The organism is Zobellia laminariae (genome assembly GCF_030553095.1).
Classification (GTDB): Bacteria; Bacteroidota; Bacteroidia; order Flavobacteriales; family Flavobacteriaceae; genus Zobellia; species Zobellia laminariae.
Genome location: NZ_CP130738.1, coordinates 1325056 through 1343084 on the forward strand (window position 1 = coordinate 1325056; position 18029 = coordinate 1343084).

The 18029-nt window shown below is 37.6% G+C and carries 13 protein-coding genes and 4 pseudogenes; 9 read left to right on the top strand and 8 right to left on the bottom strand.

The features are described 5' to 3' along the window. Positions 1-69 precede the first annotated feature (69 nt). Both Q5W13_RS06330 and Q5W13_RS06335 read right to left on the bottom strand, forming a co-directional pair. Positions 70-2118, bottom strand: a complete 2049-nt coding sequence (locus tag Q5W13_RS06330) for a beta-helix domain-containing protein (protein ID WP_304445747.1) — start codon at positions 2116-2118, stop codon at positions 70-72. 50 nt (positions 2119-2168) lie between these two features. Continuing rightward, positions 2169-4997 (bottom strand): TonB-dependent receptor, encoded by a 2829-nt coding sequence (locus Q5W13_RS06335; protein WP_304445748.1) that lies wholly within the window; start codon positions 4995-4997, stop codon positions 2169-2171. Between the two features lie 178 nt (positions 4998-5175). On the opposite strand from Q5W13_RS06335, the gene Q5W13_RS06340 reads away from it, so the two are divergent. The 9 genes and pseudogenes from Q5W13_RS06340 to Q5W13_RS06380 all read left to right on the top strand — a co-directional run bounded on the left by Q5W13_RS06340 (position 5176) and on the right by Q5W13_RS06380 (position 11749). Then, positions 5176-5862: a response regulator transcription factor gene (locus Q5W13_RS06340; RefSeq protein ID WP_304445749.1), complete on the top strand. Its 687-nt coding sequence runs from the start codon at positions 5176-5178 to the stop codon at positions 5860-5862. Positions 5863-6096: 234 nt separating this feature from the next. Then, on the top strand, positions 6097-7041 hold the full coding sequence (locus Q5W13_RS06345; RefSeq protein ID WP_438364187.1) for a sensor histidine kinase: 945 nt from the start codon (positions 6097-6099) through the stop codon (positions 7039-7041). A 23-nt stretch (positions 7042-7064) separates the two neighbouring features. Next, the gene (gene trmB / locus Q5W13_RS06350; protein WP_304445750.1) at positions 7065-7733 is read left to right on the top strand and encodes a tRNA (guanosine(46)-N7)-methyltransferase TrmB; all 669 of its coding nucleotides are present in this window, start codon (positions 7065-7067) and stop codon (positions 7731-7733) included. 3 nt (positions 7734-7736) lie between these two features. Continuing rightward, positions 7737-8366, top strand: a complete 630-nt coding sequence (locus tag Q5W13_RS06355) for a LysE family transporter (RefSeq protein ID WP_304445751.1) — start codon at positions 7737-7739, stop codon at positions 8364-8366. After that, entirely contained in the window at positions 8366-8701 is a 336-nt protein-coding gene (locus tag Q5W13_RS06360; protein WP_304445752.1) for an MGMT family protein, read from the top strand. The genes Q5W13_RS06355 and Q5W13_RS06360 overlap by 1 nt, the downstream gene beginning before the upstream one ends. A 168-nt stretch (positions 8702-8869) precedes the next feature. After that, positions 8870-10004, top strand: a pseudogene (locus Q5W13_RS06365) (Mrp/NBP35 family ATP-binding protein); the annotation flags it as partial. A 93-nt stretch (positions 10005-10097) separates the two neighbouring features. Then, a pseudogene (locus Q5W13_RS24680) lies at positions 10098-10253 on the top strand (NifU family protein); the annotation flags it as partial. Positions 10254-10323: 70 nt separating this feature from the next. Then, positions 10324-11383 (top strand): annotated as a pseudogene (locus tag Q5W13_RS06375) (NAD(P)/FAD-dependent oxidoreductase). Between the two features lie 36 nt (positions 11384-11419). Then, positions 11420-11749 carry a 2Fe-2S iron-sulfur cluster-binding protein gene (locus Q5W13_RS06380; protein WP_304445753.1) on the top strand — a complete coding sequence of 110 codons (330 nt, stop codon included), beginning with the start codon at positions 11420-11422 and terminating at the stop codon, positions 11747-11749. On the opposite strand, the gene Q5W13_RS06385 is transcribed toward Q5W13_RS06380, so the two are convergent. The 6 genes and pseudogenes from Q5W13_RS06385 to Q5W13_RS06410 form a co-directional block, all read right to left on the bottom strand. Continuing rightward, positions 11746-13482 carry an ABC transporter ATP-binding protein gene (locus Q5W13_RS06385; RefSeq protein WP_304445754.1) on the bottom strand — a complete coding sequence of 579 codons (1737 nt, stop codon included), beginning with the start codon at positions 13480-13482 and terminating at the stop codon, positions 11746-11748. The two genes, Q5W13_RS06380 and Q5W13_RS06385, sit on opposite strands and share 4 nt — an antisense overlap. A gap of 127 nt (positions 13483-13609) precedes the next feature. After that, the gene (locus Q5W13_RS06390; RefSeq protein WP_304445755.1) at positions 13610-14272 is read right to left on the bottom strand and encodes a hypothetical protein; all 663 of its coding nucleotides are present in this window, start codon (positions 14270-14272) and stop codon (positions 13610-13612) included. 58 nt (positions 14273-14330) lie between these two features. Then, positions 14331-15071, bottom strand: a complete 741-nt coding sequence (locus Q5W13_RS06395) for a GDSL-type esterase/lipase family protein (protein WP_304445756.1) — start codon at positions 15069-15071, stop codon at positions 14331-14333. Positions 15072-15089: 18 nt separating this feature from the next. Continuing rightward, positions 15090-16406, bottom strand: coding sequence for a gluconate:H+ symporter (locus Q5W13_RS06400; protein WP_304445757.1), 1317 nt, complete (start codon positions 16404-16406; stop codon positions 15090-15092). A 100-nt stretch (positions 16407-16506) separates the two neighbouring features. Further along, complete coding sequence (locus tag Q5W13_RS06405) at positions 16507-16914, bottom strand: ACT domain-containing protein (RefSeq protein ID WP_304445758.1); 408 nt, start codon at positions 16912-16914, stop codon at positions 16507-16509. Between the two features lie 214 nt (positions 16915-17128). Then, positions 17129-18008: pseudogene (locus Q5W13_RS06410) on the bottom strand (pirin family protein). Positions 18009-18029 lie beyond the last annotated feature (21 nt).

Genomic DNA, 18029 nt, shown 5'->3' on the forward strand with positions numbered 1-18029 from the left:
TTCAAATAGGAAAACAACAAAGCCCGCTATTGCGGGCTTTGAAAATTTTATGATTGCTATTTTGATAGCTTATTTAGTTGCCCAAGCAAAGATGGCAACATCAACAGCAGTTCCGTTGAAAACATCATCTTCAGCAGTAGTTAGAGCTGTTTCATCAACAATTACATTTGCAAGAGGTCCTGCATCCTTCATATCAACGTTAGTATCGTAACCTGTAAGGCTAACGTTAGTTAAAGTTGCACCAGAGGTCGCTTTAAATTGAAGTGCCGTACCACCAACAGTTGAAACAGCTGTAAAGTCAATCAATTTTGGGTTGCCATTTGCCTTATCAGCTTCAACAGCAGTAGAAAATCCTTCTTTGCTATGAACAACATAAGAAGTAGTTACCGTACCGTTCCAACCTTCTGTCCAGTCAATAGAATCATCTTGGTTGTTCTCAAAGTAAAGGTTAGAAGCAGAAACAGTTCCACCAAAGAACTCAACACCGTCATCATCACCATCTATCATAGCAACATTATCAATAACAGTTTCAGAACCTACAGCATATAAAGTAAGACCGTTATATTGAGACTCTGCATTTATCTGTGCTCCTGCATTTTCAATAATTAAATATTTGATAGAACCAGAATTATCATCATCTGCAGTACCACCATATTTAAAGTTACTTACCTCAGCAGTAGCGTCTACACCTGCGGTTGTAGTAGCATCTCCTAAAATAACTAAACCACCCCAATCACCAGCGTTACCGTTGGTAGAAGTCATAACTACTGGATTTGCCTCAGTACCTTCTACCATAATCATACCTCCTTTTTGAACAACGATGAAAGTTTCAGTTTCATCACCAGACTCCACTTGAGCACTGATTTTAGTTCCAGCAGGAATAGTTAAAGTAGCTCCAGCTTCAACACTTAAGCTAGTAGACAAAAGGTAGCTTATAGAAGCATCTAATGTACGATCGCTAGTAACAGTTCCTGTTAAAATACTGCTTTCACCTGCAGAAGTATCTGTATTCACCCAGTCAAAAATTGCAATATCTACACTTGCATTGTTATTGTATGTGCTTTCTGGATTTCCAGCTTCACCTTCAATGATAACGTTAGCCAAAGGACCATCATCTTTCATATCTATAGAAGTATCATAACCACTTAAAGAAAGACCAGTGATAGTAGCGCCAGAAGTAGCTTTAAACTGTAAAGCAGTACCACCAACAGTTGAAACAGCTGTAAAGTTGATCAACTTAGGATTACCATTATCTTTATCTGCTTCAACAGCAGTAGAGAAACCTTCTTCTGTATGTAATACGTATGCATTTGTAACCGTACCGTTCCAACCTTCTGTCCAGTCAATAGAATCATCTTGGTTGTTCTCAAAGTAAAGGTTAGAAGCAGAAACTGTTCCACCAAAGAACTCAACACCATCATCCTCACCATCGATCATAGCAACGTTGTCAATAGTAGTTCCAGAACCTACAGCATAAAGTGTAAGACCGTTATACTGAGACTCTGCATTAATCTGAGCACCAGCATGCTTAATTATCAAATACTTAATAGAACCTGAGTTGTCATCATCAGCAGTACCACCATATTTAAAGTTACTTACCTCAGCAGTAGCGTCTACACCAGCGGTTGTAGTAGCATCTCCTAAAATAACCAAACCACCCCATTCTCTTGGCTCACCACCAGTAGATTGCATAGTTACCGGTGCAGCTTCAGTACCTTGAATATCAATTTCACCACCTTTTTGAACAACAATAAAAGTTTCGGTCTCGTCACCAGACTCAACTGTTGCGTTGATAACTGTACCTGCAGGAATTATTAATTTACCACCAGCTTCTATACTATAACTTTTTTCTAAACTATATGTTTTTGTAGCATCTAAAGTTCTTTCTTCTGTTAAGGTTCCCGTTAGGGTTGTACCTTCTGCAGTTGCATCACAAGCTGTACAAGACCCACCGCAATCTACACCAGTTTCATCACCATTTTTAATTCCATCGGTACAGGTAGGCGCTTCTCCATCAGGACCAGGATCCGGAGCATTGTCATCACTACTACAGCTCGCAAGGGTAATGGCAGCAACCATTGCCAAAACTTTTACAAAATTTGTTGTTTTCAATTTCATAATAAAGACTTTAAAAATTTAAGATTATTTATTGTTGATTAGATAAATGATTAAAATTTGTAGCTCAGACCTAAACTAATGTCCATACCTGTTGTGTATGAAAGCACAGTCTGTTCTGTTTCAATTTCAGTTATCGGGTTACGAACTAACTGTGTTTGCTTTATTTCTGGGTTCAAAAGATTTGAACCTGTTAGGCTTATTTTTATGTGTTCACCTATTTCTTTACTGATAAGTGCATTTAGGACAACAAATCCTTTTTCTACAACTGCATCGTCATAAAAAATATCTCTGTTTGTCTGGTCTGTAGGCACTCCTAAAGAGTAAATTTTATCTGAAGCATAGTTCGCAGAAAGTGATGCTGCAAAAGGGTTTTCCGTAGCAGCTTCAAAATTTAAGCTTGTATTAAAAATCCAATCCGATGCACCTTGAAGGTCAGACTCTGTAATTCCCTTGTATTGAAAACTTCTTACCAGTGTACCGTTTTCGTTATATATTTCCTTAAGATCTTGTTGGTGCCACATACGTGTAACGTTAAGAACCATATTAAGGTCATATCCAGATTCCGAGCCATCATCATCATTAAGTATTGGTTTTACCAAGTCTAATTTGGTTTCTGCCTCAAGACCAAAAATTTCAGCTTTTTCTCCAGAGTTGAAATAAGAGAAAATACCTGCAGAACCTGTTTCTCTTACTCGGTTTATTGGATCTGAAATATCTTTGTAGAAAGCGGCAACAGAAACCAATTGACCAGCAGAAGGGAAATATTCCCATTTAAGATCAAGGTTAATATCTTTAGAAGCTATTAAATCTGGATTACCACGGCTAATCTGCCCTGTTGGAGATACATAACTAAAGGGAGCAATTTCTTTAAATTCCGGTAATGTTATGGTTCTACTAACAGCCAAACGTAATGCGTGAAGTTCGTTTACCGTGTACTTAATATTTAAACTAGGATAGAAATTACTGTAGTCTTGATTGCTCTCGCCTGTTCTTGGTGAAAGGTTACCAATATCGTAAGTTACTTTTATCTCATCACTTTGGTATCGGATACCAGCATCAAAATTCCATTTATCAAGTCCAACGTTAAAGGCAAAAAATGCAGCCTTAGAATCCAAAGTACCTAAGTATAAATCTTTTCGCTCTCCATTGGCATTAGACCCCAAAAGGTTAATCTCTAGAAGACCTGCATCAAAATTAGATTGACGGAAAATACTACCTAAGTTATCAATAGAAGGTGGGTTTATAGCGTTGGTACTTTGCTCTTCCACACCAACAAACTCTGAACTAAAGTCTCTTTCTTTATTTCTATAAGAAACCCCAAAATTCATCTTAAAGGTTCTAGTCTCCTCATCTATAATTTTTAGCTCATCTTTGATATAACCACTATACTCTATATCCTCAATATTCTGGCTAGATTTACGCTGTTGAAAACCACCGTTTCTACCCAGTTGCACAAAATTACCGTCTGGATCAAAGTTTACCTCGTTACGAATACGGTTTGGTTCATCTGCCTTTAAAAAGTTATAACCACCTGCCCAATGCAATGTATTCTTTTCTCCAAGTTGGTGTCTACCTATTAATTGGGTAACTAACAATCTTGTTTGTTTAGTGTTCTGGTCTCTTATGAATTGAAACAAACCTTCAGATGCTGCAGTCTCTTCAAAAATAGTAGCCTCACCATTACGGCCTCCTTCAAAAACATATTCATCTAATTTATTTACGAAGAATGTGCTTGACTTAATTTTGTTCTTTTCATTGGCCAAGTAGGTAATATCCAAAAGACCTGTGTTTACAATTTTCTTGCGAAATGTGGTTGCATCTGTAATGGTATCATCAATAAAATTTGAACGATATTGTCTAAACAAACCTTCTCTATGTTCAAAAGAACGTGAATGAGATGCACTAAGAAAAACCGAAAGTTTATCGGCAAACTTTTTACCAGCTGCTATAGACATAGAATAATCCATTGGGTTATCCTGTTGAAGTGTATTCCAACCTTGGTTGGTTATCAATTGCTGCGTATTCAGGTTTTGATCATAAAAACCGAAATCCGTATTTTTTGAATTGGGTGAAACTTTAAAGTTATCGTAGACTCCCTTTTTGGTTACATTTGAGTTAACCCCTCCTGAAACACCAACTGAGAGTTCACTTGAACCAGAAAGTTCTCTAGAGGTAATATTAACCGCTCCGGAAGCTTCATCCGCAGAACCATCAACAGCAAAAGTCTTGCTAATACTTACATTTTGTAGAACACGCGTTGGAAAAAGCCCAAGGTTAATGTTCTTCTTATCTATATCATCAGAAGGAATTGGCAGACCATTTAAGGTAGTAGAAAGATATCTATCTCCCAACCCTCTCACAAATACATCTCCAGAAGCCTCACTACTGGTAACACCAGAAATTTTGGTAGTAGCTGTTGCAGCATCGGACACCCCAATCTTAGCTAGCTCTACAGCTCCAATACTTTCTTTTATCTCAGTCGCTTTTTTCTGATCAAGCAAAAGTGCTGTTTCAGAATCTTTACGTGCTGTAGTCATTACAACAACCTCATCCAACGAAACACCTTCCGAGGCGCTCATAGGCACATTAACTGTTGTCACTTTCCCTGCTTCAATTATTACATCTGCAATATCTACTGTCTCATATCCTAAATAACTATAGGATACTATATAGGTACCAGGCTCAAGTCCTGAAATTTCATAAAGTCCATCAAAGTCAGAAGTAGTACCAATTGTTGTACCTTTAATAACTACGTTGGCAAATGGGAGGGGATCATCATTAAGTTCTTTATCAGTAAGTGTACCTACTATGCTTCCCGTATCTTGGGCGCTGAGTTGAAAAGAAAAAAGTAATAGTGCAATAGAATATATTAGTCTCATTATCTAGTTTTATAACGCCGCAAATAACGCCACGTGAAGTAAAAGTCGAGTTACGTGTATGTTAAACCTTTATTGCAATAAGGTTAGCTTAATGTTACTATATTAAATCAACGTTAAGAGACGTTGGTATGTCGGTATTATATTTACTTTTGACAGAATTAACCATCTTTAAAGACCTATGAAAAAGAAAGACATTAAGATATTACTTGTTGACGATGAGCCAGATATACTAGAAATAGTAGGATACAATCTTACTAATGAGGGCTACCAAGTCTTTACTGCCAAAAACGGAGTAGAAGGCGTTGCCATGGCTAAGAAAAAGCAACCACATTTAATTATCTTGGATGTAATGATGCCTGAAATGGATGGCATTGAAGCCTGCGAAACTATTCGTAGTACAGCCGGTCTTGAAAATTCTATCATTACCTTTCTTACCGCTCGTGGCGAAGATTATTCCCAAGTAGCCGGTTTTGATGCGGGTGCAGATGATTATATTACAAAACCTATTAGACCAAAAGTTTTGGTCAGTAAGGTAAAGGCATTATTAAGAAGGTTAAAAGAAGACAATGCCCAACAAGAAGATATTGTACAAGTTGGTAATATCATTATCAATAGAGAAGAGTACAAAATTGTAAACAATGGTGAAGAAATTGTTCTACCTAGAAAGGAGTTTGAACTTTTATCTCTACTAACTTCAAAACCAAGTAAAGTTTTCAAGAGAGAAGTTATTCTTGATAGAGTTTGGGGTAATGAGGTAGTTGTTGGTGGTCGTACCATTGATGTTCACATTAGAAAACTACGAGAAAAAATTGGCGAAGACCATTTTAAAACCGTAAAAGGGGTAGGTTATAAGTTCGTTCTTTAATTAAGTCTCCACAATAATTCAGTTATACATCATTTTTATAGTAATTTTGGTATGTAATTGCCCCAACAATGATGTATAACTGCTCTTTGGCGAAAATAAAACAAGTTTCTTATGGCTGCTGCTCAACTTAGAAAGTCATATCGCTTTGCGTTAAGGTCTTCCTTAATGGTTACCGCAGTGTTTATTTCGCTTTTGGCATTGTTCCTATATCTCTTTGGAAAATTAGAATGGACGATGATTCTTATATCCGCTCTGTTGCTTTTCCCTATTGCATTTATAGTAATGCAAATACGTATAGAAAGATTCATTTACCGTCGTATCAAGAAAATTTACGATGATGTTGCCATGTTAGAAACATCGTCCATTACCACGGGTCCGATTACTACGGACATGAAAACCCTTACCGAAGAAATAGAGAAATTTGCAAAAGATAAACGCGTAGAGATAGATACCCTAAAGATTAGGGAAGAGTACCGAAAAGACTTTCTAGGTAATGTATCTCACGAACTTAAAACACCGCTTTTTACCGTACAAGGCTATATAGAGACGTTATTAGACGGAGCTCTAGAGGATAAAAACGTACGCCGTAAGTACCTACAAAGGGCTAGCAAAGGGGTAGACCGCCTTATCTATATTGTTAAGGACCTTGATATGATCACCAAACTAGAAGTTGGAGACCTCAACCTAAAAAGAGAGTCTTTTGACATTATTGAGCTTATTCAAAATGTATTTGATCTTCTAGAAATGAAATCGGCAAAAAAGAGAATCATACTCACTTTTGATATGGAGTACGATAAACCTGTTATGGTATATGCCGATAAGGAAAAGATAGAACAGGTATTGACCAACTTTCTCGTGAATTCCATAAAATATGGACAATCTAACGGTACTACAGAGGTAAGCGTAGAAAACCTGATTAAGAACAAGGTTATTGTGAGGGTAACTGATAATGGCGAAGGTATTCCCAAACAGCATATACCCCGCTTGTTTGAACGTTTTTATAGAGTAGATAAAAGTGGTAGCCGTAGCGAAGGTGGTTCTGGTCTAGGCCTTGCTATTGTAAAACATATTGTTGAAGCCCATGGCGAAAAGATATATGTTGAAAGTGAAATAGGCGTAGGTTCGGAATTTTCATTTACTTTGGAAAAATCAGAGAGCAAAAAATCGATTAAAAACTAACTGAAAAATTTAATTTTATACCATTGGGAAGCAAAAACAAACTTAAACGGTTTAAAGAAAACGAAACTTTTTCAAATGTCATCCAACCAAATCGGGAAGACGTAAAACAGGGGTTTGAGCAGAAAGGTAAGTGGAAAGACTTCTTTGGCAACGACAACCCTATTGTACTTGAGTTAGGGTGTGGAAAAGGAGAATATACCGTTGGTTTAGCCAAGCAAGATCCCAACAAAAATTTTATTGGTATCGATATTAAGGGAGCCCGTCTATGGAGAGGTGCAAAAACCGCTTTAGAAGACAACCTTAAAAATGTAGCCTTTCTAAGAACCCAGATAGAACTGGTAGACGAACTTTTTTATAAAGGCGAGGTATCTGAAATATGGATTACCTTTCCTGATCCACAAATAAAATACAAGCGCACCAAACACCGGATGACCAACGAAAATTTCTTGGCCAAATACAAAGAAATATTACGTCCTGATGGACTTATGCACCTAAAAACAGATAGCGAGTTCATGCACGGCTATACTTTAGGGCTTTTACAGGGGCTGGGTCTGGAAATAAATTACGCCAACCACGATGTCTACAAAAACGAAGGCAGCCCAAAAGAGGTATTAGAACTCCAGACTTTCTATGAAAAACAGTATCTTGAAAGAGGTAAGCCCATTACCTATATCCAATTCAAGGTACACTAGTCCATGCAGCATCTTTTGATTCTTTTTTTTGCTACGTTTTCGGCTGCTTTCATGGCAACGGTACCTCCGGGGCTTCTAAACATGAACGCCGCAAAGGTTAGTGTAGAAAAAGGCAAGTTAAACGGTATTATTTTTAGCTTAGGAGTGGCTGTTATGGTTATTCTTCAGGCTACAATTGCTGTATACATCTCAAAATTTCTTCATAAAAACCCTGAAGTAGTTGATGTGCTGCTCAAAATTGCAGTTGTCGTTTTTGCTTTTTTCATGGTATATTTTTTTGTAGCTGCAGGGCGAAATAAAAAGAAGAAAACAAAAATTGTCAAGGTAAGTAAGAAGAATAGTTTCTTTAAAGGAATACTTCTGGCGGCATTAAACCTTTTGACCATACCCTATTATAGCGGGCTTAATATTATGTGGAACGCCTCTGGTTGGATCAAGTTTGAGGTCTGGGATATTCTTGTCTTTATATTCGCTGCCGGCTCAGGAACTTTTACCGTGCTTTATATGTACACGGTATATTTTAATAAATTAGAGAATAAATCCAATCGGTTTTCTAAGAATAGTAACTATATTCTTAGCGGACTAATGCTAGTTTTACTAACTATAACCGTTTTTAGAATAGCCTATCGCTAATGAATCCTGAGAACAAAAATTTCTTTCAAAAAGTATACGAAGTGGTAAGGCTCATACCTGAAGGCAGAGTAACCTCTTATGGTGCCATAGCCAAATATCTAGGTGCCGCCCGAAGCGCTCGTATGGTAGGCTGGGCAATGAACGGAGCAGGAAGTATGCCAGATGTACCTGCTCACAGAGTAGTTAACAAAATTGGACTACTTACCGGAAAACATCATTTTGATGGTACTAATCTCATGCAGCAATTATTGGAAAATGAAGGGATTACGGTAAAAGAAAATCAGATTATCGATTTAGAAAAGCACTTTTGGGATCCTTTTAAAGAACTAGGATAGTCCTTTTTATTCCAAAAAATATAATTTTCGTCTACAAAACACTTCTTTCGGATACTATTTTTCTCATATTCATCAACAATACCTATTAAGACATACCATTTTTCAATGTCATCTCTTTACCCTCTCGACGCTATGGCGTATCTTTGTTCTTTAGAATGATTTTATATAATGAAGATTGATAAAAAAGAAGTTTTAAGAGCACTAGAGAATATTACTGTACCTTGGCGAAGGACAGAATATGGTAGAAAGTGGTGCCGTTAAGAACATACAGATTTTTGGTGATGAGGTTGAGGTAGATATTACCATCAGCAACCCAAGCCTACAGGCCAGAAAAAAGACCGAGGTCGAAATTCTGAAAATCATCCACAGAGAGGTATATGAAAAGGCCAAAATAAAAATCAACATTAAAGTTGATGCTCCAACTAAGCCAAAAACCAACGAAATAAAAGGAAAACCCCTACCGGGTATTCAAAACATTATTGCCGTTGCTTCAGGTAAAGGTGGTGTAGGGAAATCTACGGTTACTGCAAATTTAGCTGTAACCCTAGCCAAAATGGGCTTTAAAGTAGGAATTTTAGATGCAGATATCTACGGACCTTCTATTCCTATTATGTTTGATGTTCCCATGGAAAAGCCATTGGCCGTTAACGTTGATGGAAAATCTAAAATGAAACCGGTAGAAAACTATGGTGTAAAGCTATTGTCCATCGGGTTCTTTACCCAACCGGATCAAGCGGTTATCTGGCGTGGGCCTATGGCTGCAAAAGCACTTAACCAGATGATTTTTGATGCACACTGGGGAGAATTAGATTTTATGTTGCTTGACCTTCCTCCTGGAACTGGGGATATACATTTAAGTATCATGCAAGCTATGCCAATTACGGGCGCCGTAGTGGTGAGTACTCCACAGAATGTTGCTTTGGCAGATGCTAGAAAAGGTGTTGCCATGTTCCAACAAGAATCTATAAATGTCCCTGTATTGGGAATCGTGGAAAATATGGCTTATTTTACTCCTGATGAGCTTCCAGACAATAAGTATTATATTTTTGGTAAAGAAGGCGCAAAAAATCTTTCCGAAGATTTAAAAGTACCTTTCTTAGGTGAGGTTCCTTTAGTACAAAGTATACGAGAAGCTGGTGATATTGGAAGACCTGCTGCTATGCAAACGGCTACTCCTGTAGAATTAGCATTTGAAGAAATTACAAAAAATGTAGTGCAAGAAGTTGTGGGTAGAAATAAAAACCTTCCCCCTACCGAAGCAATTAAGATAACCACTATGGCGGGTTGTTCTGTCGTTAAAAAAAATAATATGACATCTGAAGAATTAAAACAGAATGTAGAAAAAGCGCTAGAAGAAATTCGCCCGTTTTTACAGAGTGATGGAGGAGATATTTCTTTGATTTCCATAGATAACGAGAAGTCCGTAAAGGTGAAGTTAGAAGGAGCATGTGTTGGATGTAGCGTTAATCAAATGACTCTAAAAAGTGGAGTTGAAATGACTATAAAAAAATACGCTCCACAAATTGAAGAGGTGATTAATATTGGTGTTTAATACACTGATTTTCATCATGTTCTCATCAATTTTTTAATCCTAATTTTGTCCGAATTTTAATGTAAACCCGATGATCAAAACAGATATATTGATTATTGGAGCTGGCCCAACAGGGCTTTTTGCCGTTTTTGAGGCAGGCCTTCTACAGCTCAAATGTCATCTAATAGACGCGCTACCACAATCTGGTGGGCAATGTTCCGAAATTTATCCTAAAAAACCGATTTACGATATACCGGGTTTCCCCGAAGTATTGGCTGGCGATTTGGTGAATAATCTAATGGAACAAATAAAACCTTTTGAACCTGGATTTACCTTAGGCGAAAGAGCGCAGACCATAGAAAAATTAGAAGACGGCACATTTATTGTAACGACTAACAAAGGAACCAAGCACCATGCCCCTATTGTGGCCATTGCCGGTGGGTTAGGTAGTTTTGAACCTCGTAAACCGTTACTTGAGAATCTACAGAAATACGAAGACAATGGCGTTGCCTATATCATAAAAGACCCTGAGGTATACCGTGATAAAAGAGTGGTTATAGCTGGTGGTGGCGATTCTGCTTTGGATTGGAGTATATTTTTAGCAGATGTAGCTTCACAGGTTACTTTGGTTCACCGTAGAAGTGAATTTAGAGGTGCACTAGACTCCGTAGAGAAAGTACAACACCTTAAGAATGAAGGAAAAATTAATCTAATTACCCTATAAGGTGAAATTATTGGCCTTCAAGGTAAAGACACCCTTGAATCTGTTATCATAAGAAAAACAACAAATCCTGATGAGGATGTTATCCTAGAAGTTGATAATTTTGTGCCGCTTTTTGGGCTTTCTCCCAAATTAGGACCCATTGCAGATTGGGGTCTTGATATTGAGAAAAATGCTATTAAAGTAGACACGTTCGATTATCAAACCAATGTGCCATAATTTATGCTATTGGTGATGTAAATACCTATATGGAAAATTAAAGTTGATTCTTTGTGGTTTTCATGAAGCAACGTTAATGTGCCAAAGTGCTTATCAGCGTATTTATCCTGATAAGAAATATGTAATGAAATATACGACCGTAGGTGGTGTAACCGGTTTTGACGGTAGCAAGAAAGAAGCACCAAAGGCAGTTGTAAAGTCCATTGATTAATTGTGACTAAAGGCCAAATTATAATTAAGTATCCTAATGACCGACATTAAAATAAAAATTACCGACCGAGATGGTGTTGCCCATGAGGTAGATGCTCCGACTGATATGAACATGAATCTTATGGAAGTAGTTCGTTCGTACGAATTAGCTCCAGAGGGTACTATTGGTATTTGTGGCGGTATGGCCATGTGTGCTTCTTGCCAATGCTATGTTATTTCAGACCACAGTCTTCCAGAGAAGTCTGATGACGAAGATGCTATGTTGGCCGAAGCCTTTGATGTTAAGGACAACAGCCGTTTGGGCTGTCAAATTCATATGACTCCAGATTTAGACGGACTAGAAGTAGAATTAGCCCCTGAGAGCTAGATTCTTGCCTGATAGGTAAATAGATTAAAGTACCTACCTTCTTTAGCAATTAGCTCATCGTGGGTACCTTCTTCAGCAATTTTACCGTTTTCAATGACCAAAATCTGATTGGCTTTTCTGATAGTGCTCAATCGGTGTGCTATTACAAATGTAGTACGACCTTCTGTTAAGGCTGCCAAACTCTTTTGAATCAAAGCTTCGCTTTCTGTATCCAAATTAGATGTAGCCTCATCTAGTATTAGGATTTTAGGATCAGCCAAAACAGCTCTTGCAATAGCAATACGTTGGCGTTGACCGCCAGAAAGTTTAACGCCCCGCTCTCCTATTAAAGTATCCAATCCTTCTTCAAATCTATCTGTAAACTCATTTACATAAGCAGCTAGTACTGCTTGTTGCAATTGCTCTTCCGAAGCATTAGGCCGTGGAAACAAAATATTCTCACGTATAGTGCCCTCAAAAAGAAAATCGTCTTGTAAAACAACCCCTAGGTGCTGTCTGAAACTATTCAAATTAACTTTTGCTACATCCTTACCATCTATGGTAATCTTACCTGATTGTGGATTTAAGAAAGTCGCTGCTAAACCAGCTATGGTAGATTTCCCAGAACCGGAACTCCCCACCAGCGCAACCACGTTACCTGATTTCACCTCAAAGCTGATATTATGCAATACTTCTTTATCTTCCTCATAAGCAAAGGAAACATCATCAAAAACAATATCACCTTTAATATCGTCTAGAACTATGGTCCGGTTTTCTTCATCAGACTCCGGTATCATGTTCATAAGCTCCTCTGTACGATCTAATCCAGCCAAAGCTTCGGTCAATTGACTACCTATATTGCTCATCTGAACAATAGGTGCGACCATCAAACCTAATAAAAAGGTAAAGGTTAAGAATTCACCTATCGTAAGCTCATCCATCATTATTTTGTATCCACCAATACCCATGATTCCCGTTGTGGCAATCCCTAGAAGAAAAGTAGATGAACTGGTCATAAAAGCAGTAGCGGTCAAACTCTTTTTCACATTTTGAAACAGGCGATCAACTCCTTTTTCAAAAATCTTATTTTCCTGCTCTTCGGCATTAAAGCCTTTAATTACGCGTACACCTCCTAAAGTCTCGGTAAGCCTACCCGTAACCTCAGCATTTATTTTACCACGGTTTCTAAAAATAGGTCGTATAATTTTAAATGCCTTGAGCGCAATCAATGCAAAAACGGCCAGAGGCACTAATGTAAAAATCGTCATTGTCCAACTAATACGCAAAAGCAATATAAGCGATACTACAGCCGTAATAGTACCTCCCACTAGCTGTACCAGACCTGTGCCGATGAGGTTACGTACCCCTTCAACATCACTCATTATACGAGACACCAAAGCTCCAGACTTGGCATTATCAAAGAAGCTAATAGGTAACGATAGTACTTTTTTCTGTACTTGAGCTCTAAGTTCAGAAATAAGAAATTGTGCCTGAACACTAAGTATTTTTGTCAATAAAAACGAGGTGACAGATTGCACCAATATAGCGAGTGCTACTGCACCTACAAGTAATTTTAAAAAATCTATATCCTTATTTGGTATAATGTCATCCATCAAATATTTAAGGGATAAAGGAGCCACAAAACTTGCTGCTTTACTAATTACTATAAGGAGAAGTCCAATAAATACAAGGTTTCGTCTTGGCCATATAATGGTCTTAAACGCGGTAAGCATACTAACTTTTTTCTCGGCCATGGATGAAGTTTTGAAGATGGCAAAGTTACGGTAAAAACGGGTACTTTGCTTTATAGCTAAGTTGTCTAAATAGATAGATTGTTGGAGAAGGGTTTATTAAAATTTCAGGTAAGCATAAAGAAGAAGCTTAGTCATCTTCTTTTGTAATAATTAAGGTTGCTTTTGAACCTTCCGAAAGTAGCCATTTCGTGGCATAAATAACTTCGCCCTTGTCATCATAGACATTTACCTGAGCGGTATTAGGCGCATAAGCACCAACATTAAGAGCTTCAAAATCAATACGGTTGAATCCTTTTTTCAAATCAACATTTACCCCTTTAAAAGAACTTGTTAGAAGGATATTAGTATCAACCACATCTCCGTTTACATAAATTTTTACACGGTCGCCATCTACATTTTCGTGGTCACGACACATAATACCAACGAACTTCCCGTTGTTTTTAACGTCGCCCAAGTACATATCGGCAAAGTGTTGTTTGGAACCTTCTTCAGGTTGTCTTGGTCCTACTTTTGGGTCAATTTTCATACCAGCACCCGCCTGAACAAGTTCGCGGTCGTCAATCATTTTTACAGGATTACGCTTGGCAATATCAAAATCTACCTGAGGTTGATCTTCTACTACGGATGGAATGTTTAAAGAAGTACCTTGATTAGGCTCGGCATTATCATCAATCTTATTAGCCGTTTCTATTTTCAACTCTTTCTTTTGAGGAATATCGGTCTGGGCCATCATCCCCGAAAAGGGAAACAGCATTACAGCGAACAACAGTACCGAATAGTTTTTGGTCATCGAATAAAAAATCAGGATAAAGATAACAAATACCCTGCCACGTGGACTTAAGGCAATGTTAAAACGATAAATTACTAAAAATCGTATCGGCAATCAGTCTATGACCTTTCTTATTCGGGTGAATAGGATCCTTATCATAGCAATCCTTTTGACTTGCAAAAAGAGGTTTCCGTATGTTTATCTCGGCATTCGCATAAGGATGCTGCATCTCTAAAATGATATCCGTAAATTTTTCCAGTACCTCCTTATCATATTTAGGGTAGGGATGTTTATAGCTATACGAAGTAATGTTTTGGTCATCCGAGTGTCTCTCAGCCAATGGTGGAGGAGTTAATAAAATGGTCTGAATATCTCTCTGGCGCATTTTTTCAAGAAATGAATAAACCCCTATTTTAAAGCTTCTAAAAAGTTCTTCTGAAGGTTTTCCATAAATTCCGTCATTAATCCCGTAGCAAAAAAGCGCCACGTCTATTGGGTTTTTATCTAAAATTTCATCTAAGCGTTCAAAAAGGTAAGGCCTTGGACCAGGATGGTCTTCTTCTGAGAGCCCACTTACGGTTTCACTACTTTTCCCAAAATTGATAAACTTAATATTGAGCTCTGGTTTTTCTTTGTTGAATATCTCTTGTAGCATTTCAACATAGCCACCATTACCACCAGCAAAAGTGATGCTATCTCCAAAACAACCTACTACTTGATTTTTCTTTAGTTCGAATTTAGAGTGGTCAAAACACCCTATTAAACTAGTACCTACTGCGGCAAGAGCCGTTCGGTTTATGAATTGTCTTCTCTTCATCATCGTGCAACAATCAATAATTTATATGAAAATATCTAAAACAAGAACTCCAATAAGTCCCATAACACCAACGGTTGTTTCCATTACGGTCCATGTTTTTAAAGTATCCTTTACCGATAGATTAAAATATTCTTTATAAAGCCAGAACCCGCTATCGTTAACATGGGACAGCATTAAACTTCCAGAACCAATAGCTAAAACCATTAGCTCCGGGCTAACATCTGTATTAGCAATTAAAGGCAACACTATACCGGCGGCCGTAAGACCGGCAACCGTTGCAGAACCTACACACACCCTAATAACCGTGGCAATAAGCCAAGCCAATATTAAGGGTGAAACTGTAGAGCCTTTAAGCATATCACCAATATAGTCACTTACACCGCTATCTATAAGCACTTGTTTTAAAGCGCCCGCTCCTGCTATAATAAGAAGTACCATAGTAATACCTGAAACGGCACTCGCCACGGAGTCCATTACATCTTTCATTTTTTTACCCCTTGCCAGCCCTAGTGTATAAATAGCCACTAAAACCGATATAAGCATAGCCATCACAGGATTTCCTAAAATATCGGTTGCTTTTCTAATCGGATTTTCTTCAGGAAGCACTAGTGCAATTACAGACGCAAGAGCGATAAGAATAACCGGAAGTAAGGCCGTAAGAATACTAGTAGCCGTACTTGGCATTTCATCATCTGTTAAAATTTTTGGGTTCAAAAACTCCTTTAACGGTGTTGCTTCTACGTTTTTAATAGAACGTGCCAAAAGAGGACCCGCAACAATAATGGCGGGTATAGCAACAAGAATACCGTATAATAATGTTTTTCCAATATCAGCATTAAAAATAACAGCGATACCGGTAGGGGCCGGATGCGGAGGAAGATAACCATGTGTTACCGAAAGGGACGCGAGCATAGGTAGACCTACATAAATTAAAGGAAGTCTGGTAGCTGCAGCAACCGTAAATACCAATGGAATTAAAATAACAAAACCAACGGTATAGAACATAGGTATACCCACAATAAAACCCGTAAGAACTACGGCCCATTGAATATATTTCTTCCCGAATTTTTCAATCATTTGCGTAGTAATACGCTGTGCTGCTCCACTATCTGCTACAAGCTTACCCAGCATTGCTCCAAGACCAAGAATTAAAATAAGATAACCTAAAGTATTACCTATTCCTGATTGTATGGACTTTGTAACGGTTTCAAAATCCATTCCTTCTGCAACGCCTACCAATAGGGAGACAATGATAAAAGCGATGAAAGCATTAAGTTTAAAACGAGCTATTAAAATAAAAAGAATAAAAATTCCGGCAATAACAATGGCAAGTGGCATGGGCTAGGTTGGTGTTGAGACTTCTAAGATACTAAAATTGATGATAATTAAAAGTTATGAAGACACCTTCAAAAAAGTCATTTTTAAAATGATGCATTAACTATTTTTCTGAATAATTTTCAGACAACTGTCTTAAAACAGTTACCGCTTTTTCAGCATCTTTATGATCAACAAAAATATGATCATGATAATAGGCAGCAACTACATTACAACTAATATTGTTCTTTGCCAGTTCTGAAGAAAATAGGGCCGTGAGTCCTACTCCTTCTAAAGAAGAATGGATTTCTAAAGTTATCCAAGAAGCAATATATTCATACGGAAGACGTAAAGCATCAGCTTTTTGTTTTGCTATTATAACAGTTGTTCCCTCTTGTTCTTTAAACTCACATAGCGTATCAGCTCTAGAAATTTGGTTTGCATCCGTTAAGGTTATAAATACATATTCACCTTCATTCAATTTTGGAGTCATACCCTTTATCATTTCCGTTAAGTTCTTCTCTCCTGCCATTTTGCTTTAATTTATTACCCTGCACTATTTAAAAATCCTTTCTAACGAAATTATCTCCCTATAAAATGAACTCTAAAAATACGGTGCTTTAAACTCTTGAACAAGATTAAAAACCTCTAACTAGATCATCATAAAAGAAATATCCTAGATAGAAGCAAAAAAGAGAAGACTCTAACGAGTCTTCTCTTTTTTAAATTACACATAGTGCAAATTATTAGTTCTCTAAATATCCGAATTTGCCATTATTAAAATCTTGAAAAGCTTGCATCAACTCTTCTTTAGTATTCATAACAAATGGACCGTGAGCAGCAATAGGCTCATTTAGAGGTTCACCACTTAAAACCAGCACCAAAGCATCTTCCGAAGCTTCTACGGTAAAGTTTTCACCATCATTCGCCATCAAAACCAAATGATCCGTAGGTGCATTGTCATTTCCGTTTACCGTAATACTGCCTTCAATCACCAATACCACAGTATTGTAATTTTCAGGAAATGAAAAATCTGCTTTACCTCCTTTTTTCAATCTGGTATTCAGCATATTTATTGGAGTAAAAGTAGTTGCTGATCCTTTCATTCCGTTGTATTCACCGGCTATAACTTCAACCTCTCCACTGTTATCAGAAAGCTCGTAACGGCGTAAATCTTCTTTTTTGATTGCCTTGGTATTTAGGCGTGCTCATTTTGTCTTTTTTAGGCAAGTTTACCCAAAGCTGCACCATTTGAAAATCACCTCCATTTTTTGCCCATTCTTCCTCGTGATATTCTTTATGTAACACCCCACTTGCGGCCGTCATCCATTGGACATCGCCTTCGCCAATTATACCTCCACCACCACTACTATCATGATGCGCTACTTTACCCTTGTACGCTATAGTAACGGTTTCGAAACCTCTATGTGGATGTACATCTACCCCTCTGGGATTATCCGTTGCCGAGAAGTGAAATTTTGAATTATAATCCATCATAATAAATGGATTCATGCGCTCCATATCTAATCGGAAACCGCTAGGGATAAAATTATGTACTCTAAAACCATCACCAACAAAATGTGGTTCTCTAGGTCTTGCCACTAATTCTACTGTTCTTGTTTTCATGTCTTTAAGATTTTATACCAC